Genomic DNA, 21147 nt, shown 5'->3' on the forward strand with positions numbered 1-21147 from the left:
GGAGCGCCGGAGCGCAAGGCGGCCATCAGGAGCGTGACTGCTCGTACTGCTCGCGCAGCAGAGTCCGCAGGGCAAACTTCTGGATCTTGCCGGAGGCGGTGGAGGGCAGTTGATCGACCACCTCGATCCGCTCGGGAAAGTATTGCTTGGCGAGATGCTGGCTATCGAGGAAGGCGATCATCTCGTCGAAGCTGAAGGTCTTCCCAGCCTTCGGCACGACGAAGGCGCAGGCCCGCTCGCCCAGGCGCTCGTCGGGATAGGCGACGATGGCAACCTGCTGGATGCTCGGATGCTTGTAGAGCACCGACTCGATCTCGACCACGGGCAGGTTCTCCGCGCCGCGGATGATGACGTCCTTGGTGCGCCCGCAGATGCGGATGTAGCCCTGCTCGTCCATGCGCGCGATGTCGCCGGTATCGAACCAGCCATCGGCATCGGTGGCATTCCACTGCGGTCGCTTGAGGTAGCCGCCGAAATTGGAGCAGCCCCGCACGAAGAGCGCGCCCTCCTGACCGACCGGGAGCGCGGTGCCGTCGGCGGCGCGGATTTGAATCTCCATGCCGGGCAGCACGAAGCCGTCCGTGTTGATGGAGCGCTCGTCCGGGTCGGAGGGAGAAACGAGCGTCAGCGCGCCGTTCTCCGTCATGCCCCAGGCGGAGATGATCTTGGTGCCCAGAACCTTCCGCGCCCGCTCCACCAGCGCCCCCGGAATGGCGGTGCCGGCGCACAGGAAGATGCGGAGCGAGGAGGAATCCGCGCCCAGTTCCTCCACCGTATTGGTCAGGTCCATGAGGAAGGGCGTCGAAGCCATGGTGAAGGTGACACCTTCCTGCTCGATGACGCGCGCCGCCTGCGCCTTGTCCCAGCTGTCCATCAGCACCATGCGGGCCTTGAGCATGAAGGGCATCAGCAGGCCGTACATGAAGCCGGTCTGGTGGGCCATGGGAGAGGCCATCAGCACCACGTCCGATGCGCCGAGCCCGAGCCGGTCCGCATAGGCGAACAGGTTGGAATACATGGTGTTGGCGGTGTGCATCACGCCCTTGGGCTCGCCCGTGGTGCCCGAGGTGTAGATGAGCTGGCACACCGCGTTCGCACCGCTGCGGTCGCGGGCGCTGATGTCCCGGACGGCGGGCACGTCCGCATCCAGCGCGGGATCGAGCAGCGACGCCTCGAATGCGTCCGGCCCCTCGCCTCCGGCCACGACCAGATGGCGCAGGTCGGGCAGGTCCGCCTTCAGCCGGTGCGCCATCGCCTCGTGGTCGAAGCCGCGGAAGACGCGGGGAATGGCGAACACCTTGGTCTCGCCATGGCGGAGCATGAACGACAGCTCATGCTGGCGGAAGATGGGCATCACCGGGTTGAAGACGACGCCCAGCCTGAGGCAGGCGATGTAGAGGACGACGAATTCCCACCCGTTCGGCAGCTGGCAGGACAGGACGTCGTCCTTGCCGAGGCCGAGACGGCGGAGCCCGGCGGCGGCGCGCCAAGCGAGGCGGTCGATCTCCGCATAGGTCATTTCGCGCCGCGTCCCGCTGCCGGTCACGACGGTGAGCACGGCCACGGCATCAGGTTTCTCGGCGAGGCAAACGTCGAAATAGTCGAGCAGGGTCTTGCCCTGCCAGAAACCTTCGGCCTCCATCCGGGCGCGGCGGGGCTCGATGAGCACGGCGTCGAATTGCATGGTGTCCTCCCCTGTCTCCGGATCAGCCGTTGACCGCGACCCGACCCGCCCGTTCGCGGGCGATGATGTTCTTCATGATGTGCGCGGTGCCGTCGCCGATCTGGAGGCCCAGCACGTCGCGCAGCCGCTGCTCGAACGGCAGCTCGGTGGAATAGGCGGCGTGACCGTGGATCAGCAGGCAGGCGTGGATCGCCTCATAGGCGAGCAGCGGCGGCCACCACTTGGCCATGGCCGCCTCGGCCACGTGGGGCAGGCCATTATCCTTCAGCCACAGCGCGTTGTAGCTCAGCAGCCGGGCGCCCTCGACACGGGTGTCGAAGTCGGCGAGCTGGTGGGTGATGCCCTGAAAGGCCGCCAGCGGCTTGCCGAAGGCGCGCCGCTCGCCGATATAGGCCCACGCCTCGGCAAGGGACTGGCGGGCCGTTCCGAGGCATTGCAGGCCGATGAGCGAGCGCGAGAAATCGAAGCCCTGCATCACCTGCACGAAGCCCTTGTTCTCCCCCCCGAGCAGGTGATCGGCCGGCACCCGCACATTATCGAAGAAGATGGAGCCGCGGCCGATGGCATGCTGGCCGAGGTCGGTGAAACGGGTCGTCGAGATGCCGGGGGTGTCCATGGCCACGAAGACGGCGGAGACGCCGTGCGCCTTGTCCTCAGGCCGTCCGGTGCGGGCGAAGACGACGGCGGCGGCGGCCTGGTCGGCGGCCGAGATGGAGGTCTTCTCGCCGTTGATGACGTAATGGTCGCCGTCGCGCTCCATGCGGAGGCCGAGATTGGCCGCGTCCGAGCCACCGCGCGGCTCAGTGAGGGCGATGGCCAGCAGGATCTCGCCGGCGGTCAGCTTCGGCAGCCAGTGGCGCTTGATCTCGGGATTGGCGAAGTTCGCGAGGATCTGACCGTTGAGCGAGGCGAGGACGTTGATATAGCCGAAGTTGAAATCGCCTTTGGCGATCTCCTCGATGATGACGCCCGAATAGATGGAGCCGGCACCGCTGCCGCCGAATTCTTCAGGCAGCTCGGGCGCGATGAGGCCGAGGCTGCCCATCTCGCGCACCAGATCCTTGCCGAACGTGCCGGTGCGCTCGCGTTCCTTGTAGCCGGGCGCGAGCTTTTCGGCGGCGAATTTCGCCGCGAGATCGCGCAGGGCGACGAGGTCTTCAGTATCGAAAACCGTTGGATACGCCGTGGGTGTCATGGCTTGCCTGCCTTGGTTTCCTGCGTGCTGTTCTTGCTGCCCCGGCGTTTCCCCGCCGGGTTCGGCGCGGCCGCCCGTGCGCGGCCCTGTGGTCGTCCGCCATGCCGCCGCCCTGACATGCGGCATGGCGGAGCCGTCCTGTCCCTTGCGCCTCCCTGGCGGGACGGGACCGGACGGCGGCGGTGAAGCCCTACTTGCCGAACTTGCGGAAGTCGGGCTTGCGCTTCTCGCGGAAGGCGACGCCGCCTTCCTTGCTTTCGTCGGTGTCGTAATAGAGACTCAGCGCCCGCATCCCCAGGGCGGAGATGCCCCGGATGTTCTCGCTGTCGGCATTGAAGGACACCTTGGCGAGGGCGAGCGCCGTGGGGGAGCGCTCCATCAGCTCGGCCACCCAGCGGTCCACCTCGGCGTCGAGTTCCTCGTGCGGAACGACCGTGTTGACGAGGCCCATGGCCAGCGCCTCGGCGGCGCTGTAGCGCTTGTTGAGGTACCAGATCTCGCGCGCCTTCTTCTCGCCGACCACGCGGGCGAGATAGGCGGTGCCGAAGCCCGGATCGACCGACCCCACCTTGGGGCCGACCTGCCCGAACTGGGCCTTGTCCGACGCGATGGTGAGGTCGCAGATGGTGGCGAGCACGTTGCCGCCGCCGATGGCGAAGCCGTTCACCCGGGCGATGACCGGCTTCGGCACGTCGCGGATCAAGCTCTGCAGCTCGTCGATGGGCAGGCCGATGACGCCGCGCCCGTCGTACTGGCCGTCATGGGCCGACTGGTCGCCACCGGTGCAGAAGGCCTTGTCGCCAGCGCCGGTGAGCACGATCGCGCCCACCTTGCGATCCCAGCCGGCGGTCTGGAAGGCATGGATCAGCTCGTCCACGGTGTGGCCGCGGAAGGCGTTGTACTTGTCTGGCCGGTTGATGGTGATCCAGGCGGCGCCGCCGCGGATCTCGTAGAGGATGTCGGTATAGCTCATGATGTCCTCCATCAGCCGTGCATGGTCAGGCCGCCGGAGACCGAGATCACCTGGCCGGTGATGAAGGCGGCATCGTCGCTGGACAGGAACAGGATGGCGCCGGGCAGGTCCTCGGGCTTGCCGAGGCGTCCAAGCGGCACCGCGCGGGTGAAGGCGGTGCGCAGCTTGTCCTTGTCGCCGGCCGCCTCCATGAAGCTTTCCAGCATGGCCGTCTCGGTCACGCCCGGGCAAACCGTGTTGAAGGTGATGCCGTTGCGGGCATGCTCGCGGGCGAGGGTCTTCATGAAGGCGATGACGCCCGCCTTGCAGGCGGCATAGACCGCCTCACCCGAGGAGCCGACCCGCCCCGCATCCGAGCCGATGGAGACCACGCGCCCGGCAACGCCGCGCGCGACCATGGAGGCAAGCACCGGCTTGGTGATGTTCAGCACCGAGCGCAGGTTGATGTCGATGATCTTGCTCCAGAAGTCGGGTTCCGACTTCAGAAACGGGACGAACAGGTCCCAGCCCGCGTTGTTGACCAGGATGTCGATGGGCCCCAGGGCGCCCTCCACCTCGGCCACGGCCGCGGCAGTGGCGGCGGCATCGGTGAGGTCCACCACCATGGTGACGGCCTCGCCGCCGGCCGCCTTGATCTCCTCGGCAACCTTCTCGGCCGCCGCGGCGCCGATGTCGGCGACAACCACGCGTGCGCCTTCCTCGGCGAAACGCCGGCAAGTTGCCGATCCGATTCCGCCGCCGCCGCCAGTTACGACAACTATTTTACCCTTTAGGCCTCGCACGGTGGTCGTCCTCCATGATCGTGGGCTGGGCCGAAGCGCAGGGTCCCGGCATTTTCGCCTGTTCCGGCGAAGCGCCCGCCCCCCGATACGCCCGTCGCTCTTGTGACTTCTGGTTTAGCGGCTCCCGCATTTTAGGTCAATATATTTCCTTATTTTGACCGAGTCCCGATCCCTTGACCGAGCCGTGCGGCGCGGTCAAAGTGCTGACATGACAAAGACTGGTGGCACTTCACGCGGGATTTCGCCGGGCCTGAGCAACAGGCTCTTCTTCCGGCTCTACCAATGCGCAAACATGTTGCATAAGACCGGAACGCGGGCGCTGGACGACTACGAGATCACCACCCAGCAGTGGGCCGTGCTCGGCGCCCTCACCCGCCCGGCGTTCGCGGAGGGCGTGGCCGTGGGCGACCTCGCCGCCTTCCTGCTGGTCACGCGCCAGAACCTTGCCGGCGTGCTGCAGCGGCTCGAGGCCATGGACTATGTGGAGCGCACGGTCGACGCCAACGACAACCGCTCGCGCCTCATCCGCCTGACACCCAAGGGACGAAGCCTTTGGGATGCGAACATGCGCCCGGTCATCGCGGATTATTACGATGCGGCGCTGGCGGGCTTCTCCACCGAGGATCGGATCCACATGATCCATTACCTCGACAAGATGCTGAACAACTTCAAGGCGATCGATCCGGAAAGCGCAGCCCGCCACCAGGAGGAGGCACCGGTGGCGGCGGCCGCGCCGACGCCTAGAGTCCGGCGCGTCCCTTCGCCTCGGCGGTGAGAGCCTTGGCGATGATGATCTGCTGGATCTGCGTGGTGCCTTCGTAGATGCGGAACAGGCGGGCATCGCGATAGAGCTGCTCGGCGCGATACTCGCGGATATAGCCGTTGCCGCCGTGGACCTGGACATTCCGATCGGCGATCCGCCCCACCGCTTCCGAGGCGAACATCTTGGCGCAGGAGGCCTCGACGCTCACGTCCCGCCCGGCATCGCGCTTTCGCGCCGCATCGAGCACCATGCAGCGGGCGGCATAAGCATCGGCCTTCGAATCGGCGAACATGGCCTGGAGCAGCTGAAAATCGGCTAGCGGCCGGCCGAACTGCCGGCGCCCCACCGCATAGGCGAGCATGTCGTCCAGGATGCGCTCGGAGAGCCCCACGCAGGCGGCGGCGATGTGCAGGCGCCCCTTGTCCAGCACCTTCATGGCGGTCTTGAAGCCCTGCCCCTCCACGCCGCCGATCAAGGCAGAGGCCGGCACGCGGCAATCGTCGAAGATGACATCGCACACATGGGCGCCCTGCTGGCCCATCTTCTTTTCCGGCTTGCCCGTGGTGAGGCCCGGTGTTCCACGCTCCACCGCAAAGGCCGAGACGCCCGCAGCGCCCTTCTGGGCGGGATCGGTGCGCGCCATCACGGTGAACAGGCCGGCATGCGGCGCATTGGTGATGAAACGCTTGGTGCCGTTCAGCACATAGACGTCTCCATCGCGGCGCGCCGTGGTCTTGACCGACCCCGCGTCGGATCCCACGTCCGGCTCGGTGAGGGCGAACGAGCCGATGATCTCGCCGGAGGCAAGGCCCGGCAGATATTTCGCCTTCTGCTCCGCCGTGCCGTCGATGGCGATGCCCTGCATGCCGATGCCCACATTGGTGGCGAACATGGACCGGAAGGCGGGGGCGGCGCGGCCCAGCTCGAAAATGGCGAGCACCTCCTCCTCCATCACGAGGCCGAGGCCGCCATACTCCTCCGGCGCGGTGAGACCGAACAGGCCCAGCTCGCGCATCTCCGCGACGATGGCGGCCGGAATGGCGTCGGTCTCGGCCACCTCGGCCTCCGCGGGGATCAGCCGCTCGTCGACGAACCGGCGGATCGCATCCAGCAGCTGGGACAGGGTCCCGGGATCCAAGGCCATGACATCCTCCCCTATTGTGGAAATATGTTGTCCTATATATGCGAGAGGCTCAACCCGCAAGATGGTGACATTACGCAATAAATATTGGATTCTTAAGCCCACCCGCGCCGCGCTCGGCTTGCGGAAATAAGGCAATATATTATCTTGATTTGGGAAGGAAGACCATGAAGGCCATTGTGTTGACGGAACGCGGCACCCATGGCGTGGCTCTTCGCGACATGCCCGAACCCGCCGTGCCCGAGGGATGGGCAAAGGTTCGGATGATCGCGGCATCGGTCAACCGCGTCGATCTCTACATGCGCGACTCGGGCGCCGGCATCACCCACCAGCTGCCGCTCATCATGGGGGTGGACGGCGTGGGCGTGGTGGCCGAGGCGCCTGCTGGATCGGGCGTTGCTCCGGGCGACCGGGTGATCCTTTACCCTTACGAATTCTGCGGCACCTGCCGGCCTTGCCTCAACGGCGACCAGCCTCTCTGCCACCACGCCAAGATTCTGGGCGAGCACCGCCACGGCACCTTCGCCGAATATGTGGCACTCCCCGCGCGCGCTCTGCTGAAGCTGCCGGACGACGCGGATATGGACCAAGCGGCCGTGCTGGGCGTCGCCCACCTCACCGCCTGGCGCATGGTGTTCGGCAAGGCGCCGGCCGGGCCGGGCACGGTGGTGCTCGTCCAGGGAGCCGGCGGCGGCGTCTCCTATGCCGCCGTGCAACTCGCCCGCATGGCGGGCGCGCGGGTCATCGTCACCACGACCGGGCCGGACAAGCTCGCGCATTTCCGCAGCCTCGGCGTCGGGGCTCTGGACTATCGCGACGCCGACGTCGCCAGGACGGTGCTGGCCCTGACCGGAGGCGAAGGCGCAGATCTCGTCATCGACAACGTGGGCGAGCGCACGTGGGGCACCTCCCTCAAGGCCCTCGCCCGCGGTGGCCATCTCGTGACCTGCGGCGCGACGACGGGCGCCCATCCCTCGGCGGACCTCCAGCGCCTGTTCATCCGGCAATTGTCGGTGCACGGCTCCACCATGGGCTCCATGGACGAATTCCGCCGCCTCCTCCTCGCGTGGCACGGCGGCGGCTTCACGCCCCGCATCGACCGCGCCTTCCCGCTGGCCGACGTGCCCTCCGCCTTCACCCACCTCGAAGACCCGGCCCGCATGGGCAAGATCCTGATCCGCATCTCATAAACTCAATCGAAGGCCATAGACATGACCTATGAGACCGTGCTCGTCGCCACGCAGGGGCCCGTCGGCATTATCACCCTCAACCGGCCGGAGGCGCTCAACGCCCTGAACCACCAGATCACCTCCGAACTGTCCCACGCCGCCGCCGCCTTCGATGCCGACGGGGACATCGGCGCGATCGTGATCACGGGATCGGACAAGGCCTTCGCCGCCGGGGCCGACATCAAGGAGATCAAGGACAAGACCTTCGCCGAAGTCTATGAGGAGCAGCTCATCACGGCCACGTGGGAAGGCGTGTCGCGGGTCCGCAAGCCGACCATCGCGGCGGTGTCGGGGCATGCCATCGGCGGCGGCTGCGAGCTGGCCCTGATGTGCGACATCATCGTGGCCTCACAGACAGCCCGCTTCGCCCTGCCGGAGACCACCATCGGCATCATTCCCGGTGCCGGCGGCACCCAGCGCCTGACGCGCATCGTCGGCAAGGCGGTGGCCATGGACATGATCCTCACCGGCCGGGCCCTGTCCGCGGCAGAGGCGCAGGCGATGGGGCTCGTCAGTCGCGTGGTGCCCGCTGGCACCCATGTCGCGGAAGCGGTCGCGATCGCCGCGCAAATCTCCACCTCGTCCCGGCCCGTGGTGCGCCTCGCCAAGGAAGCCGTGACCCAGGCGTATGAGACGCATCTCCAGGAGGGCCTCTATGTGGAGCGCAGGCTCCTCTATGCCACCTTTGCCCTTGAGGACCGGCGCGAGGGCATGAACGCCTTTGCGGAAAAACGCAGGCCGACCTTCCGCGGGCTCTGACCAGACGGGGTACAAACCGGCCCGGTCCCGCACGCTGTCCTGCCCCTGGCGCGTTCGGGGACCGCCGGGTGGCTGATCTCCCTCCGGCGGTGGTCCCGCGCCCCGTGCAGTACGAGGCGCGGGAACAGGCTCAGGCGAGGACCGGGCGGAACCGGCGCGCCACCAGAGCGAGGGTGCCGAGGCCGCAGACGAGGATGACCGGCACCAGCACCAGCATCACGCCGGCCGGCGTGATGCCCTGCGCCACCAGAACCCCGGCGAGCAGCGGACCGGCCATGGAGCCGAGGCGGCCGACCGCAACCACGACACCCACGCCCGTGCCACGGATTTCCGCCGGATAGCATTGGGGGGCGATGCCGTAGAGGATGGACTGCACGCACAGCACGCCCACGCCCACCAGCGTCACGGTGAACAGCATGGTGGCGAGCGCCGGCTGAAGCAGGCCCAGCATGGCGAGGGCGGCCGCCACGAAGGCGAAGCTGGCGGCGATGGCGATGCCACGCTGGCGCCCGTCCAGCACCCGCCCGCCGATGAGGCTGCCGACGGCGCCGCCAAGGCTGTACAGGATGAGGGCGAGCGACGCCTCGCTGCGCGAGAAGCCCTGCGCCACCAGCAGCTGCGGCAGCCAGTTCATGAGCAGATAGACCACCATCAGGCCGAGGAAGAAGGCACCCCAGAGCAGCAGAGTGGCGACCATCGAGTCGGGACGGAACACCTCCGTCCACGGCGTCTTCTGCCCGGAGGTGCCGGCCGCCATCTTCAGCGGCGGCAGGCCCATGTAGATGAACGGCACAAGGATCAGGGGCAGGACGCCGCCCACGAGGAAAATGGAGCGCCAGTCCCCGCCATGCAGGTCGAGCAAAGCGACGAGGCTCGCCACCGCGGCACCCAGCGGCATGCCGGCATACATGAGGGCCACCGCCCGCCCCTTCCGCTCCGGCCCCACCGCCTCCGAGGCGATGGAGACGAGGTTCGGCAGCGCGCCGCCCAGCCCGACGCCGGTGAGGAAGCGCAGCACCACCAGTGCCTCCACGGAGGTGGCGAGGATGGTCGCGATGGAGGCGAAGCCGAAGGCCACCAGCGCGATGAGGAGGCCTGCGCGCCGGCCCCAGCGGTCCGCCGTATAGCCGCCGATCAGGGCCCCGATCATGAGGCCCAGGGTGGCCGAGGAGAAGAACAGCCCCATCTGCTGGGGCGTCATGTGGAAGGCCGGCCCGATCTTGGGGGCGGCGATGCCCGCGGCCTGCAGATCGAAGCCTTCGATCACGGCGGCCAGCGAGACGTAAAGGAGCGCCCGGCTTCCCGCAGGGCTTGTTTTCAAGGCAGTCGACATTTGCTTTCCTCCCATCCGGCGCGGCCTGTTCCGGCCGCTGTCTTGTCCGTCCGCCGGTGGCCGGCAGGCCCCGCGGTTCTTCTTGGTGTGCTCCCGGCCCCACACGGGATGAGCCATGCGGGACCGGGCGCGGTGAACTGTGTTGAGCGGCGCTGTCAGGCGGCGGTGGTCGCCCGGGCGAGATCGAGGGCGACATCGAGGATCATGTCCTCCTGTCCGCCGACCATGCGGCGGCGGCCGAGTTCGGCGAGGATGTCGCGGGTGTCGACGCCGTAGGTCTTCGAGGCGGCCTCCGCGTGGCGCAGGAAGCTGGAATAGACCCCGGCATAGCCCAGCGAGAGGCTTTCCCGGTCCACCCGCACGGGGCGGTCCTGAAGGGGCCGCACCAGATCATCGGCGGCGTCCATCAGGATGTTGAGGTCGCAGCCGGTCTCGATGCCCTTGCGGTTCAGCACGGCGATCAGCGCCTCCAGCGGCGCGTTGCCCGCGCCCGCGCCCATGCCGGCCAGCGACGCATCCACCCGCACCGCCCCCGCCTCGATGCCCGCCACCGCATTGGCGACGCCGAGGGTGAGGTTGTGATGGGTGTGGACGCCGATCTCCGTCTCGGGCTTCAGCGCATCGCGCAGCGTCTTCACCCGCAGCGTATAGTCCTCCGGCAGCATGGCCCCGGCGGAGTCCGTCGCGTAGACGCATTCCGAGCCGTAGCTCTCCATCAGCTTGGCCTGCTCGGCCAGCTTCTCGGCCGGGATCATGTGCGCCATCATCAGGAAGCTCGCCGTGTCCATGCCGAGTGCCCGCGCCGCCTCGATGTGCTGGCGAGAGACGTCGGCCTCGGTGCAGTGGGTACACACCCGCACCGAGCGGGCGCCCGCGTCATAGGCCGCCTTCAGGTCATGCACCGTGCCGATGCCGGGGATGAGCAGCACGGTGACGACCGCCCGGCTGCATTCCTCCGCAACGGCCGCGATCCATTCCAGGTCGTCATGGGCACCGAAGCCGTAGTTGAAGGTGGCGCCGGTGAGGCCGTCGCCATGGCTGATCTCGATGGCGTCCACGCCGGCCCGGTCGAGAGCCCGGGCGATGGCCCGGGTCGTGTCGAGCGAATACTGGTGGCGGATGGCGTGCATGCCGTCGCGCAGGGTGACGTCCTGGATGTAGAGCTTGCCGGGGTTCGGGCGGGCCATCACGCGGCCTCCTTCGCAAGGAAACGGGCGGCCCAGCGGTCGGCGGAGACCAAAGCGGCCGAGGTCATGATGTCGAGGTTTCCGGCATAGGCCGGCAGATAGTGGGCGGCGCCCTCCACCTCGAGCATGATGGTGGTCTTGAGGCCCGACACCGGCCCGACGCCGGGGATGCGGACGGGCGCGTTGTTCCCGATCTCCTCGAACTGCACCTTCTGCTTCAGGCGATAGCCGGGCACGTAGGCCTTCACGGTCTCGACCATCTCCAGGATGGAGGCCTCGATGGCCTCGCGCGTGCCGCCCTGGGACAGGGTGAAGACGGTGTCGCGCATGATGAGGGGCGGCTCGGCCGGATTGAGGATGATGACCGCCTTGCCGCGCTCGGCACCTCCCAGCACCTCGATGGCCTTCGAGGTGGTCTCGGTGAATTCGTCGATATTGGCGCGGGTGCCGGGGCCGGCGGACTTCGAGGAGATGGAGGCGACGATCTCGCCCCAGATCACCCGGTCGGTGGCACGGCGCACGGCATGGACCATGGGGATGGTGGCCTGGCCGCCGCAGGTGACCATGTTGACGTTGGACGCGTCGAGATTGGCCTCGCCGTTGATGGCGGGGATGGTGAAGGGGCCGATGGCGGCGGGGGTGAGGTCGATGACCTTCTTGCCGTCCTTCCGCAGCACTGCGTCGTTGGCGATGTGGGCCTTGGCGGAGGTGGCGTCGAACACCACGCCGATCTCGGCGTAATTGGGCAGGCGGGTGAGGCCTTCGATGCCCTCGTGGGTCACCGGCACCCCGAGCCGCGCCGCGCGGGCGAGGCCGTCGGACGCGGGATCGATGCCCACCATGGCGCCCATCTCCAGATGGCGCGACATCCGCATGATCTTGATCATCAGATCGGTGCCGATGTTCCCCGACCCGATGATCGCGGCCTTGATTTTGGGCGTGCTCATGCCTGCTTCTCCGTGGTGCCGGCTGTTCCGATGGCGACCTTCACGGCGCCGAGCCCCGCGATGCGCGCCTCCAGCACATCGCCGGGCGCGACGGGGACCATGGGGCCGAGGGCGCCGCTGAGCACCACGTCTCCAGCCTTCAGCGGCGTTCCCAGCGCGGCGCAGGTGCGGGCGAGCCACAGCACCGCGGTGAGCGGGTTGCCGAGGCAGGCCGCGCCGCTGCCGAACGAGGCGGCGGTGCCGTTGCGGTTGAGCACCATGCCGAGGCCGGCGAGGTCGGTGTCGTCCAGCCGGCGGATCGGACCGCCCATCACGTAGACGCCGCTGGAGGCGTTGTCGGCGATGGTGTCCGAGATGCGGATGTCCCAGTTCTGCACGCGACTGCCGACGATCTCGATGGCGGGGGCGACATAATCGATGGCGCGGCACACCTCGGTGGGGGTGACGTCCGCCGCCGCAAGGTCCGCCTTCAGCACGAAGGCGACTTCCGCCTCCGCCTTCGGCTGGAGCAGACGGGCGAAGGGCACCTCCTCGCCGTCGCAATACTCCATGTCGGCGAACAGAACGCCGAAGTCCGGCTGGTCCACGCCAAGCTGCTGCTGGACGGCGCGCGAGGTGAGGCCGATCTTGCGGCCCACGAGGCGCCGCCCCTCCTCTACCGCCCGCTTTGTGTTCAGGAACTGGACCTCGTAGGCGGCCTTCAGGTCGAGGCCGATCAGGTCCCGCACCGGCTCGCAGGGCGCGGCCGTGCGCGCCGCGGCGAAGAGGCGGTCCGCCGCTTCGCGGATCTGCTGTGTGCTCATCTCAGATCACCTTGAAAGAAATTCGAGCACCAGCGCGTTGAACGCGTTGGCGTGCTCCCACTGGGCCCAGTGCCCGCAATTGCCGAAGATGTGCAGCTCCGACCGCGGAATGCCGGCGAGGAGACGCAGCCCGGCGTCCAGCGGCACGAAGCGATCGTTGCGCCCCCATATGACGAGGGTGGGCGCCGAAATCTCGCCCAGGCGCGGGCCGAAATCGGGGAACTGCTTCGGGTTCGCCTCAAGGCTTTTGACGAAGTTCTCAAGATGGTCGCGGCGCTGGAGCATGTTCTCGAGGCGCGTGCGGTAGAGGTCTTCGGTCAAATCATTGGGATCGAACACGAAGACGGCCATCATCGCCTTCAGGTTCTCGATGGTGGGCGCGCGATAGAGCGCGTTGAGGAGCTTGATGCCCTCGGTGGGCATGGGCGCGAAGGGGCTCGCCCCGCCCGTGCCGCCGCCCATCAAAACGAGCTTTCCAACCTTGCCCGGATGGTCGAGGGCGAAGGCAACGGCGCTGTGGCCGCCCATGGAATTGCCGAGGATGTGGATGCGCTCCAGCCCCAGCGCTTCCACCACGCCAGCCAGCACCCGCGCATTGAGGTTGGACCGCGAGCCGGTGGAGACGATGGTGTCGCTCTTGCTCCAGCCGGGGCAATCCACCAGCAGCACGCGATAGCCCGCCTCCACCAGCGGCGTGATGTTGCGGTTGAAGTTGGCCCAGCCCGACGCGCCGGGGCCGGAGCCGTGCAGCATCACCACGGTCTCGCGGGCATTGCCGGGATCGCAGTCGTTGCAATGGATGGTGAGTTCGCCGCCGGCTTCGGGCACGCGGACGAAGCGGCTGGTGCCGGCTTCCGTGAAGGGTTCGCTCATGCTCAGGATTCCAGGGGGCTGACACGGCAGAAGGCGCCGTTCACATAGATCAGGGGCTCGCCGCCCGGCGGCTCTGAGGCGTCCAGCACCTCGCACAGCAAGGCGTGGTGGGTGCTCTCGTCGAACACCTTCACCACCCGGCAGTCGAAGGTGGCGAGCGCCCCCTCCAGCACGGGCGCGCCGGAGACGCGGGTCTGCCAGCTTCCATGCTCGAAACGGGCGGGGCCGAACACGCCCTCCACCATGCCGGCGAACACCTTGGCGAGGTGCGCCTGCCCGGCGGAGAGCACGTTGATGCACAGGGAGCCGCTGGCGAGGATGCTGTCGGCTGCGGCCACCTTCTTGTTGACCAGCACCACCATGCGGGGCGGATCGACGGTGACGGAACACACTGCCGTGGCGGTGAGGCCCACCTTGGTCTCGCAGTCGCACGTGGTGATTATGGAGACGCCGGAGGCGAGGTGCCGCATGCCGGTGCGATGGTCATCCGGGCTGGCGGTGGGCAGGTGGCGCAGGGTCTCGCTGGCCGCCCAGTCAAGACGCTGGTTGATGGTCTGTGTGTTGATGTTCTCTGTCATGGCCGGGCCTCAGGCGCGCACGCCGAAGGGATTGGCGGCCGGCATGGGATTGCCGAGCATCTGGCCGCCGAGGAGGTCGCCGATATTGTCCTGGTTCTGGGTGATGTGGTTGGCACCCACCAGGATATCGCGCAGCTGGCGCTGCATGGGATTGTTGAGCCAGACGCCGCGCGTCGACGTCTTCTTGAAGATCATGTGGGCCGCGTCAAAGCATTCGCCGCCGGTGAACTGGTTGGTGGCGAAGTGGCGCACGCGCACGTCGATGGGTACCAGCTCGCCGCGCTCGGCATAGCTCCACGCCTCGTCGGTGTTGTGCAGGATGCGGGTTTCCGCCCCCAGGATCTTCGCGGTCGCCTCGCCGAGCCGAGCCTTGATGAAGGGGTCGTTCACCGCCGCGCCGACGGCCTGGTTGAGGTTCTGACGCGGCCGCATGTGCTCGATGTAGAGATCGGCCATGCCGCGGGCCATGCCGACGATGACGGACGACACGGCCGCGTAGAACACGTAGAAGAACGGCATCTTGTAGAGGTTCTCCACGTGGCCGTGGGTCTCCTCGCCATAGGCGGCGATGACATGGCTGCGATAGGCCGGCACGAACGCCTCGCGCACCACCAGTTTCTTGCTGCCGGTGCCGGCGAGACCCACGACGAACCAGTCGTCCACGATCTCGAAATCCGATTTTTGCACCCAGAAGGAGCGGAACACCTGCTCGCCGTTCTCGGCGATGCGGCCCCCGAGGAAGGCACCGCCCTCGGCATGGTCGCAGCCGCTGGAGGTGAGCCACTCGCCCTTGAGCACGTAGCCGCCCTCCACCGCCGTCACGGTTCCGAAGGGGGCATAGGAGGAGGAGACGAGCCGGGTCGGGTCCTCGCCCCACAATTCGTCGCCGCAGCGCGGATCGAGCAGGCCCACCTCGAACGGGTGGACGCCGAGCACCATCACGTTCCAGGCGCTGGAGGGGCAGCCGCGGGCGAGCTCCATCAGCACCCTGTTGAGCACGTTGGGACTCATCTCATAGCCGCCCCAGCGCCGCGGCTGGAGGATGCGGAAGAAGCCGGCATCCTGAAAGGCCTGGATGGTGGCGCCCGGCACCATGCGCGCCTTCTCCACCGCCTCCGCCTGCTCCCGCAGCCAGGGGATCAAGGCCGTCGCGCGGGCGACGATCTCGGTCTCGGTGGGCGTGCAGCTCGATCTGTCCAACATGCTAATTCTCCTGGCGTTCCTCGCTGGGGTCGCGTGCACGCTGTCAGCGTGGCTCGGCGCTCATGACGCCGTAGCCGGCGATCCACTCATTGATCGGGCGGTAGTAGTCGCGGCGGGCGGTGTATCCGTTCCGCGCGGCGGCAAGCGCCGCGAAGGCGGCCACCCAGGTGCGCACCTCGTGGGTGGAGCGGCCGGCCTCCTTCGAGATGTCCTCGATGCTGAAGTCGTCCACGGCATCGAGCTTTCCGCCGAGCAGCAGGTCGATGAAGGCCTGGTCCCATTCCGCGTTGAGGGGCGTCTGGGCGGAGAGGTCCGTGCCGTAGATCTTGCCGGCGGCGATGGTGCGTTCCTGCCGCGCCGCACGGGCCTCAGGCGACGGGTTGCGGCCGCAGATGAGGAATTCGCCGATGGCTTCCGGCGCGCCTTCCAGCAGCGGCACCGGCGGCTCGTGGGAGAGGCCGCCCGTGCCGACCACGAGCACGCGCTTGTCGAGGGTGGCGATGAACTCGCCCACCACCTCGCCGAGGCGGCGCACGCGCCGATAGGGCGCAAAGGGCGGGGCAACGGAATTGATGATGATGGGAATGACAGGATAGCGGGTCAGGCTGCCGGTCAGCTCCTCGAGCGTCTGCGTGCAGCCGTGGTCCACCTGGAGGCGATGGGACAGGGAGACGTCCACGTCGTGGTCGAGGACGAAGCGGGTCAAGTCGAGCGCGAGATCCCGTGCCACCGAGAGCGGCCCATGCATCGTCATGTAATCGCCGACCGACTCCGCTGCCGTTGCAATGACGAAAGGCGGCATCAGATCGTAGAACAGACCGTTATAGTGGTCCGGCGCGAAAATCACGATCAGCTCGGGGTCGAATGCTTCCACTTCGGCGCGGGCGCGGGCCAGCACGACATCGACTTCCGCAGTCACCTCGGGCGCGGGATCGTTCAGGCCGCGCAAAGGCGTGTGCGAGAGGCACTTGAGCATGATGGTCATGTCGGCTCCCTCGACCTTGGAAGCTGCGGGCCAACGACAGCGCGTGGCCAGCTCCCCCCTCCAGGTCGTGTTCTTCATTTTGAATGCGTGCACTGTAGGGGCGGCGGCGGCGGAGACGGAACGTCAAACCGCTCGGATGTGCACCTGGTGCACATCATTGATTTCAAATATTATTCCGGGCTATCGCGAAAGCCGGAGGCCGATCGGCGCGGGGCGAAGATCGAGGCGCGGCGGGCCTTTGCGCGTGCAATGCGCCGAACGTTTCGCGCCTGGTCTATGCTGGCGAAAAGGTCGGGAGCGAAACCACATGGCGGAGGCGAGCCGCTACAAGAACGTCCGGGGGCTCAGCCGGGGGCTCGCGCTCCTCAATGTCCTCAACCGCATGGATGGCGGCGCGAACGTCGCGCGCCTCGCCGAGCTGACCAAGCTGCATCGCACCACCGTGCAACGTCTTCTGGAGACGTTGCAGACGGAGGGATATGTCCGGCGCAGCGAGTCCGATGACCGCTACTGCCTGAACCTTCGGGTACGCGAGCTCAGCGAAGGCTTTCGCGACGAACACTGGATCTCGGCCCTGGCCTCGCCGCTGCTCGGCGAGTTGCTGCGGGAGGTGGGCTGGCCGACGGACCTGTGCACCTTCGACGTGGACGCCATGGTGGTGCGCGAGACCACCCACCGCTTTAGCAAGCTCTCGTTCCATCGCTCCATGATCGGCCGGCGCCTGCCCCTGCTCCAGACGGCCAGCGGCACCGCCTACCTCGCCTTCTGTCCCGCGGATGAGCGAGAGCGCATCATCGATTTCCTTGCCCGTCAGCCGCGAATGGAATGCCGGCTGGCCCGCGATCGCCCGGCCCTGAACGACCTGCTCGCCCGCGTGGTGCAGCAGGGATATGGCTTCAACCACATGAACTGGACGGAAGAGCCGAAGATGGCCGGGATCGCGGTTCCGATCCGCAGCGCGCAAGGTCTTCTGGGCTGCCTGAGCGTGGTCTACATTGCGTCGGCGATGACGACTGCGGTCGCGGCCTCGCGCTATCTGGACTCGCTGCGCAAGGTGGTGAATTCCCTGGAGGCGGAGACAATGAAAGTGGAGATCGCATAGTCGGCCCCGTGCCCCCGTCTATGGCACATCCGCCGTGTCGGCGGGCTGATCCTCAGGCAGACCCGCTCGCTGCCGCGACGAGCAAACGGACGACCGAGCCGATCTCAGCACGCAGGTGGGGATCGGCGATGATGCCTGACGCATCCACGGCCGACCTCGGGACGGGAATGTCGCGACAAGCGGCCTCGATGATCCTGGCGCCGGCGCGTTCCAGGACGAGTCTCAGCGCCGCATAGGTATCCTGCGCACGGCCTTCCGCGGACGCATCCACCCAACCGGCCGCTCACAGAGGCTGGCTCCGCCCACGGTCCAGTCGAGAGCATTCTTGAAGCTCCCCGGCAGCGATCCGGCATATTCCGGCGTCGAGATGAGCACGGCGTCGGCCTTGCCGATTCCCTCACGCAGCTCGACTACGTTGGGGTGGAGCGGATCCACATCATCGTCCGGATTGAAGTGGGGGAGGCCTGCAATACCCTGATAGAGCAGCGCCTCGGTGCCGACCGGCGCGAGAGCGTGAGCAGTCGCGAGAACCGCGCCATTGATCGAGCCCTGCCGGAGACTGCCGTTCAACAGCATCAGCCTGATTGTCGTGCCCATGTCGCTCGTCTTCCATGCAACGGACGCGCAGAATGGCGTCCTGTGGTGCGATGGACAATCGCAACCGCGGCTGCCGCGCCCCGGGGCGTGCGTGCCATCGCCGCTACCCCGCCGGGACCTCCATGCGCCCGCGCAGCGCGCCCGCCAGATGCTCGGCGAACTGCGCGCTGGGCAGCGGCAGGTTGCGGTCGCGCAGCTGACCCAGGACCAGATCGGCGCTCGGCAGGTCGCGCTCGTCCACCGGACGCACGACGATGCCGGGCGGCATGGCGTCCGGCTCCGCGCCGATTTCGATCTGGAACGAAATCATGCCGGTATGGGCGACGAGGCCGCGCAGCAGCTCGAAGGAATTGGTCTCGGCGGCCACCGACAGCTTCAGCCCCGCGCGGGACAGCCGCTCCTCGATCATCTGCCGTCCGCCGGTGGAAAATTCCGGCAAGGCGAGGGGATGGCCGGTGCAGTCGGCGAGGCGCAGCTTCGCCTTGCGGGCGAGCGGGTGGTCCGCATGCATCAGCGCCACGAGCCGCTGCGGCAGGGTCATGATCGGCCTCAGGCGCCCAAGAAACGGCGGGCGGAAGACGAGAATGAGGTCCACCACATAGTCCACCAGCAGGCCCATGGCCCGCTCGTGGTCCACCACCATCACCTCGAACGTCATCAGCGGATAGCGCTTGCGGAAGGCGCCGATCTGCCGGGGCAGGAAATCGTGCGCCAGCGCCTGGCTGCAGGCGATGCGCACGGTGCCCCGGCGCAGCCCGCGCAGATCCTCCAGCTGCGAGCGCATCCGATCGGCGTCGTTCAGCTGCTCGCGCACATAGGTGAGGAAGACCTCGCCAGCCGAGGTGAGGCGCACGCCGCGGGGACGCCGCTCCAGCAGCTTCAGCCCCAGTTCCTCCTCCAGATCCATGATGCGGCGATTGAGGGCGGACGGCGTCACGTTGAGCCGGTCGGCGGCGCCGCGAATGGAGCCGGTGCGCGCCACCTCGTCCATGTAGCGCAGGAATCTGAGGTGCCGCATGCTGTCTCCACCCATCGTAGCCTTTTAGGCTACAGCATGTGGAATAATCGGCAATGGATCGCATCACTGCGTCGTGCCAATGTCATCTCTCAGCAGGAGAGCTCCTCTCCGGCGTGTCGCGAGAACGCTCCTTATGTCCGCGTCCGACCAGCCCCCGCTGAAACTGCCCCCACTGCGCTTCGCCCGTCCCGTGCCGACGCCCCGGCCGGTGACCATCCCCGGCGCGCCGCAGCCGGCCGAGATCGATCTCGCCCGCACCGCGCTCGTCATCGTGGACATGCAGAACGATTTTCTCGAACCCGACGGCTGGTTTCCCCGCCTCGGTGTCGATCCCGCGCCGCTCCTCGCCATCGTGCCCACACTACAGGCGCTGGCGGCCGCGACCCGCGCGGCGGGCCTGCCTGTCATTTTCGTGAACTGGGGCGTGCGGGCGGATCGCGCGGAGCTCTCGGCCCCGCTCCTCGCCAAGGCATCGGGCGCGGGCACGCGGCCCGTCTATGCCGATCCCTCGGTGGAAGGGCGGGGACGCATTCTCGTGGAAGGCGACTGGGGCGCCGCGACCATCGACGCGCTGGCGCCGGAGCCGGGCGACCTCGTGGTGCACAAGCATCGCCTCTCCGGCTTCCACGACAACGAGCTCGACTCCATCCTGCGCAACCGCGGCATCGACACGCTGCTGTTCTCGGGCGTGAACATCGACCGCTGCGTCTTCTCCACGCTCTGCGACGCGAGCTTTCGCGGCTACGGCTGCCTGCTGGTGGAAGACGCCTGCGCCACCGTCTCGCCGGCCTATGTGTCGGACGCCATCCTCTTCCTCGTGCGCCAGCTCTACGGCGTCACGCTTTCGAGCGGCGACCTGATGGCCGCCCTCGCCGACCAGCCTCAACAATAACCAGAGCCAGACGGGACCTTCAGAATGACACTCCGGACACTCTCGCGACGCCTCGCACGCAGCAAACTTGTTCTTGCCCTTGCCCTCGGCGTCGCGTCCACCGCCGCCGCCGGCTTGCCGGCGCTCGCGGACACCAAGCTGAAGATGGTGCTCAACTGGAAGTATCAGGGCCCGCAGGGCATGTTCTTCCTGGCGCAGGATCGCGGATACTTCAAGGCCGAGGGTCTCGACGTGACTTTCGACCAGGGCAACGGCTCCGGCGCCGCGGTGCCGCTGGTGGCGAACGGCACCTATGACATGGGCTTCGGCGACGTGAACGCGCTCATCGAGCTGGCCGCCAAGAAGCCGGAAGGCGCGCCGGTCGCCGTCTACATCATGTTCAACCAGCCGCCCTTCACCATCGCGGTGAAGGCCGACAGCCCCATCAAGACCCCGAAAGACCTGGAAGGAAAGACCCTGGGCGGTGCCGCCAACGATGGCGCGCTCAAGCTCTTCCCGGCCTTCTGCAAGATGGCGAAGATCGACTGCTCGGGCATCAAGATCACCAACATGCAGCCGAACCTGCGCGAGCAGATGCTGATGCAGGGCCAGGTGGACGGGGTGTTCGGCTATGTGAACACCATCCGCTTCTCCGCCAAGCTGATCGGCGCCGGTGATGACAAGCTGCGCTACATCAACTTCGGCGACTACGGCATGGACCTTTATTCCAACGGAATCATCGTCTCCGCCGATCTCATCAAGAACAATCCCGAAGCCATCAAGGGCTTCCTGCGCGCGCTCAACAAGGGTGTCATCGACACGCTGAAGGACCCGGACGCAGCGGTGGCTGCCGTCGCCAAGCGCGAGCCCCTCATCAAGATCCCGGTGGAGACGGAGCGCCTCGACGCCACCCTGAAGGCGGAGATGAACCACCCGGAGATCGCCAAGATCGGCCTCGGCAACGTGGACATGAAGCGCCTGCAGGAGTCCATCGACATCCTGGTGGACGCCAACAAGCTGCCCACCACCCCGAAGGCCTCGCAGATCTTCGACCCCGCCTTCCTGCCGCCGGTGGCGGACCTGCCCAAGAAGCTGTTTTGAACGTTCTGAACGAGCTGTTCTGA

The 21147-nt window shown here is 67.3% G+C and carries 21 protein-coding genes; 6 read left to right on the forward strand and 15 right to left on the reverse strand.

Annotated features, from left to right (window positions below; all coding sequences use genetic code 11):
- Positions 1-25: 25 nt before the first annotated feature.
- The 4 genes from aliA to XAN126_RS0122445 all read right to left on the reverse strand — a co-directional run bounded on the left by aliA (position 26) and on the right by XAN126_RS0122445 (position 4634).
- Positions 26-1684, reverse strand: coding sequence for a cyclohexanecarboxylate-CoA ligase (aliA, locus tag XAN126_RS0122430; RefSeq protein WP_024280799.1), 1659 nt, complete (start codon positions 1682-1684; stop codon positions 26-28).
- Positions 1685-1706: 22 nt separating this feature from the next.
- Positions 1707-2879 (reverse strand): cyclohexanecarboxyl-CoA dehydrogenase, encoded by a 1173-nt coding sequence (gene aliB / locus XAN126_RS0122435; RefSeq protein WP_024280800.1) that lies wholly within the window; start codon positions 2877-2879, stop codon positions 1707-1709.
- Positions 2880-3069: 190 nt separating this feature from the next.
- On the reverse strand, positions 3070-3852 hold the full coding sequence (gene badI, locus XAN126_RS0122440; protein WP_024280801.1) for a 2-ketocyclohexanecarboxyl-CoA hydrolase: 783 nt from the start codon (positions 3850-3852) through the stop codon (positions 3070-3072).
- 11 nt (positions 3853-3863) lie between these two features.
- Complete coding sequence (locus XAN126_RS0122445) at positions 3864-4634, reverse strand: SDR family NAD(P)-dependent oxidoreductase (RefSeq protein WP_024280802.1); 771 nt, start codon at positions 4632-4634, stop codon at positions 3864-3866.
- Positions 4635-4842: 208 nt separating this feature from the next.
- Between XAN126_RS0122445 and XAN126_RS0122450 the strand changes: the two genes are divergently transcribed.
- Positions 4843-5409, forward strand: a complete 567-nt coding sequence (locus XAN126_RS0122450) for a MarR family transcriptional regulator (RefSeq protein WP_024280803.1) — start codon at positions 4843-4845, stop codon at positions 5407-5409.
- Here XAN126_RS0122450 and XAN126_RS0122455 read toward each other — a convergent pair.
- A complete protein-coding gene (locus tag XAN126_RS0122455) occupies positions 5375-6541 on the reverse strand; it encodes an acyl-CoA dehydrogenase family protein (protein ID WP_024280804.1) in 1167 nt (388 codons plus the stop codon). The genes XAN126_RS0122450 and XAN126_RS0122455 overlap by 35 nt on opposite strands.
- A 164-nt stretch (positions 6542-6705) precedes the next feature.
- Between XAN126_RS0122455 and XAN126_RS0122460 the strand changes: the two genes are divergently transcribed.
- Positions 6706-7728 (forward strand): zinc-binding dehydrogenase, encoded by a 1023-nt coding sequence (locus XAN126_RS0122460; protein ID WP_024280805.1) that lies wholly within the window; start codon positions 6706-6708, stop codon positions 7726-7728.
- A gap of 21 nt (positions 7729-7749) precedes the next feature.
- Entirely contained in the window at positions 7750-8526 is a 777-nt protein-coding gene (locus XAN126_RS0122465; protein ID WP_024280806.1) for an enoyl-CoA hydratase-related protein, read from the forward strand.
- A gap of 130 nt (positions 8527-8656) precedes the next feature.
- Here XAN126_RS0122465 and XAN126_RS0122470 read toward each other — a convergent pair whose 3' ends face one another.
- The 8 genes from XAN126_RS0122470 to XAN126_RS0122505 all read right to left on the reverse strand — a co-directional run bounded on the left by XAN126_RS0122470 (position 8657) and on the right by XAN126_RS0122505 (position 16435).
- Positions 8657-9859, reverse strand: a complete 1203-nt coding sequence (locus tag XAN126_RS0122470; protein ID WP_038225359.1) for an MFS transporter — start codon at positions 9857-9859, stop codon at positions 8657-8659.
- Positions 9860-10014: 155 nt separating this feature from the next.
- Positions 10015-11046 carry a 4-hydroxy-2-oxovalerate aldolase gene (dmpG, locus tag XAN126_RS0122475; protein WP_024280808.1) on the reverse strand — a complete coding sequence of 344 codons (1032 nt, stop codon included), beginning with the start codon at positions 11044-11046 and terminating at the stop codon, positions 10015-10017.
- Positions 11046-11993: an acetaldehyde dehydrogenase (acetylating) gene (locus XAN126_RS0122480; RefSeq protein WP_024280809.1), complete on the reverse strand. Its 948-nt coding sequence runs from the start codon at positions 11991-11993 to the stop codon at positions 11046-11048. Before XAN126_RS0122480 ends, dmpG begins: the two co-directional genes overlap by 1 nt.
- On the reverse strand, positions 11990-12796 hold the full coding sequence (locus XAN126_RS0122485; protein ID WP_024280810.1) for a fumarylacetoacetate hydrolase family protein: 807 nt from the start codon (positions 12794-12796) through the stop codon (positions 11990-11992). Before XAN126_RS0122485 ends, XAN126_RS0122480 begins: the two co-directional genes overlap by 4 nt.
- A gap of 6 nt (positions 12797-12802) precedes the next feature.
- Positions 12803-13669, reverse strand: coding sequence for an alpha/beta fold hydrolase (locus XAN126_RS0122490; RefSeq protein ID WP_024280811.1), 867 nt, complete (start codon positions 13667-13669; stop codon positions 12803-12805).
- Positions 13670-13671: 2 nt separating this feature from the next.
- Positions 13672-14247, reverse strand: a complete 576-nt coding sequence (locus XAN126_RS0122495; protein ID WP_024280812.1) for a flavin reductase family protein — start codon at positions 14245-14247, stop codon at positions 13672-13674.
- 9 nt (positions 14248-14256) lie between these two features.
- Entirely contained in the window at positions 14257-15450 is a 1194-nt protein-coding gene (locus tag XAN126_RS0122500) for an acyl-CoA dehydrogenase family protein (protein ID WP_024280813.1), read from the reverse strand.
- A gap of 43 nt (positions 15451-15493) precedes the next feature.
- Positions 15494-16435, reverse strand: coding sequence for a 3-carboxyethylcatechol 2,3-dioxygenase (locus XAN126_RS0122505; protein WP_024280814.1), 942 nt, complete (start codon positions 16433-16435; stop codon positions 15494-15496).
- A 307-nt stretch (positions 16436-16742) separates the two neighbouring features.
- Here XAN126_RS0122505 and XAN126_RS0122510 point away from each other — a divergent pair, with 307 nt between their 5' ends.
- Positions 16743-17537 carry a DNA-binding transcriptional regulator gene (locus XAN126_RS0122510; RefSeq protein WP_024280815.1) on the forward strand — a complete coding sequence of 265 codons (795 nt, stop codon included), beginning with the start codon at positions 16743-16745 and terminating at the stop codon, positions 17535-17537.
- Between the two features lie 222 nt (positions 17538-17759).
- Here XAN126_RS0122510 and XAN126_RS26620 read toward each other — a convergent pair whose 3' ends face one another.
- Both XAN126_RS26620 and XAN126_RS0122520 read right to left on the reverse strand, forming a co-directional pair.
- Entirely contained in the window at positions 17760-18134 is a 375-nt protein-coding gene (locus XAN126_RS26620; protein ID WP_245272323.1) for an NADPH-dependent FMN reductase, read from the reverse strand.
- 103 nt (positions 18135-18237) lie between these two features.
- On the reverse strand, positions 18238-19152 hold the full coding sequence (locus XAN126_RS0122520; protein ID WP_024280816.1) for a LysR substrate-binding domain-containing protein: 915 nt from the start codon (positions 19150-19152) through the stop codon (positions 18238-18240).
- 133 nt (positions 19153-19285) lie between these two features.
- Between XAN126_RS0122520 and XAN126_RS0122525 the strand changes: the two genes are divergently transcribed.
- Positions 19286-20044, forward strand: coding sequence for a cysteine hydrolase family protein (locus XAN126_RS0122525; protein ID WP_024280817.1), 759 nt, complete (start codon positions 19286-19288; stop codon positions 20042-20044).
- A gap of 24 nt (positions 20045-20068) precedes the next feature.
- The gene (locus XAN126_RS0122530; protein ID WP_024280818.1) at positions 20069-21124 is read left to right on the forward strand and encodes an ABC transporter substrate-binding protein; all 1056 of its coding nucleotides are present in this window, start codon (positions 20069-20071) and stop codon (positions 21122-21124) included.
- The last annotated feature ends 23 nt before the right edge of the window (positions 21125-21147 follow it).

Origin of the sequence: Xanthobacter sp. 126, from assembly GCF_000526175.1 — a bacterium.
In the GTDB taxonomy this organism is placed as follows: Bacteria; Pseudomonadota; Alphaproteobacteria; order Rhizobiales; family Xanthobacteraceae; genus Xanthobacter; species Xanthobacter aminoxidans.

Coding starts and splice junctions, on each gene's coding strand:
- aliA (WP_024280799.1), bottom strand. CDS start 1,684: ATGCAATTCGACGCCGTGCTCATCGAGCCCCGCCGCGCCCGGATGGAG.
- aliB (WP_024280800.1), bottom strand. CDS start 2,879: ATGACACCCACGGCGTATCCAACGGTTTTCGATACTGAAGACCTCGTC.
- badI (WP_024280801.1), bottom strand. CDS start 3,852: ATGAGCTATACCGACATCCTCTACGAGATCCGCGGCGGCGCCGCCTGG.
- XAN126_RS0122450 (WP_024280803.1), top strand. CDS start 4,843: ATGACAAAGACTGGTGGCACTTCACGCGGGATTTCGCCGGGCCTGAGC.
- XAN126_RS0122455 (WP_024280804.1), bottom strand. CDS start 6,541: ATGGCCTTGGATCCCGGGACCCTGTCCCAGCTGCTGGATGCGATCCGC.
- XAN126_RS0122460 (WP_024280805.1), top strand. CDS start 6,706: ATGAAGGCCATTGTGTTGACGGAACGCGGCACCCATGGCGTGGCTCTT.
- XAN126_RS0122465 (WP_024280806.1), top strand. CDS start 7,750: ATGACCTATGAGACCGTGCTCGTCGCCACGCAGGGGCCCGTCGGCATT.
- XAN126_RS0122470 (WP_038225359.1), bottom strand. CDS start 9,859: ATGTCGACTGCCTTGAAAACAAGCCCTGCGGGAAGCCGGGCGCTCCTT.
- dmpG (WP_024280808.1), bottom strand. CDS start 11,046: ATGGCCCGCCCGAACCCCGGCAAGCTCTACATCCAGGACGTCACCCTG.
- XAN126_RS0122480 (WP_024280809.1), bottom strand. CDS start 11,993: ATGAGCACGCCCAAAATCAAGGCCGCGATCATCGGGTCGGGGAACATC.
- XAN126_RS0122485 (WP_024280810.1), bottom strand. CDS start 12,796: ATGAGCACACAGCAGATCCGCGAAGCGGCGGACCGCCTCTTCGCCGCG.
- XAN126_RS0122490 (WP_024280811.1), bottom strand. CDS start 13,669: ATGAGCGAACCCTTCACGGAAGCCGGCACCAGCCGCTTCGTCCGCGTG.
- XAN126_RS0122495 (WP_024280812.1), bottom strand. CDS start 14,247: ATGACAGAGAACATCAACACACAGACCATCAACCAGCGTCTTGACTGG.
- XAN126_RS0122500 (WP_024280813.1), bottom strand. CDS start 15,450: ATGTTGGACAGATCGAGCTGCACGCCCACCGAGACCGAGATCGTCGCC.
- XAN126_RS0122505 (WP_024280814.1), bottom strand. CDS start 16,435: ATGACCATCATGCTCAAGTGCCTCTCGCACACGCCTTTGCGCGGCCTG.
- XAN126_RS0122510 (WP_024280815.1), top strand. CDS start 16,743: ATGGCGGAGGCGAGCCGCTACAAGAACGTCCGGGGGCTCAGCCGGGGG.
- XAN126_RS26620 (WP_245272323.1), bottom strand. CDS start 18,134: ATGGGCACGACAATCAGGCTGATGCTGTTGAACGGCAGTCTCCGGCAG.
- XAN126_RS0122520 (WP_024280816.1), bottom strand. CDS start 19,152: ATGCGGCACCTCAGATTCCTGCGCTACATGGACGAGGTGGCGCGCACC.
- XAN126_RS0122525 (WP_024280817.1), top strand. CDS start 19,286: ATGTCCGCGTCCGACCAGCCCCCGCTGAAACTGCCCCCACTGCGCTTC.
- XAN126_RS0122530 (WP_024280818.1), top strand. CDS start 20,069: ATGACACTCCGGACACTCTCGCGACGCCTCGCACGCAGCAAACTTGTT.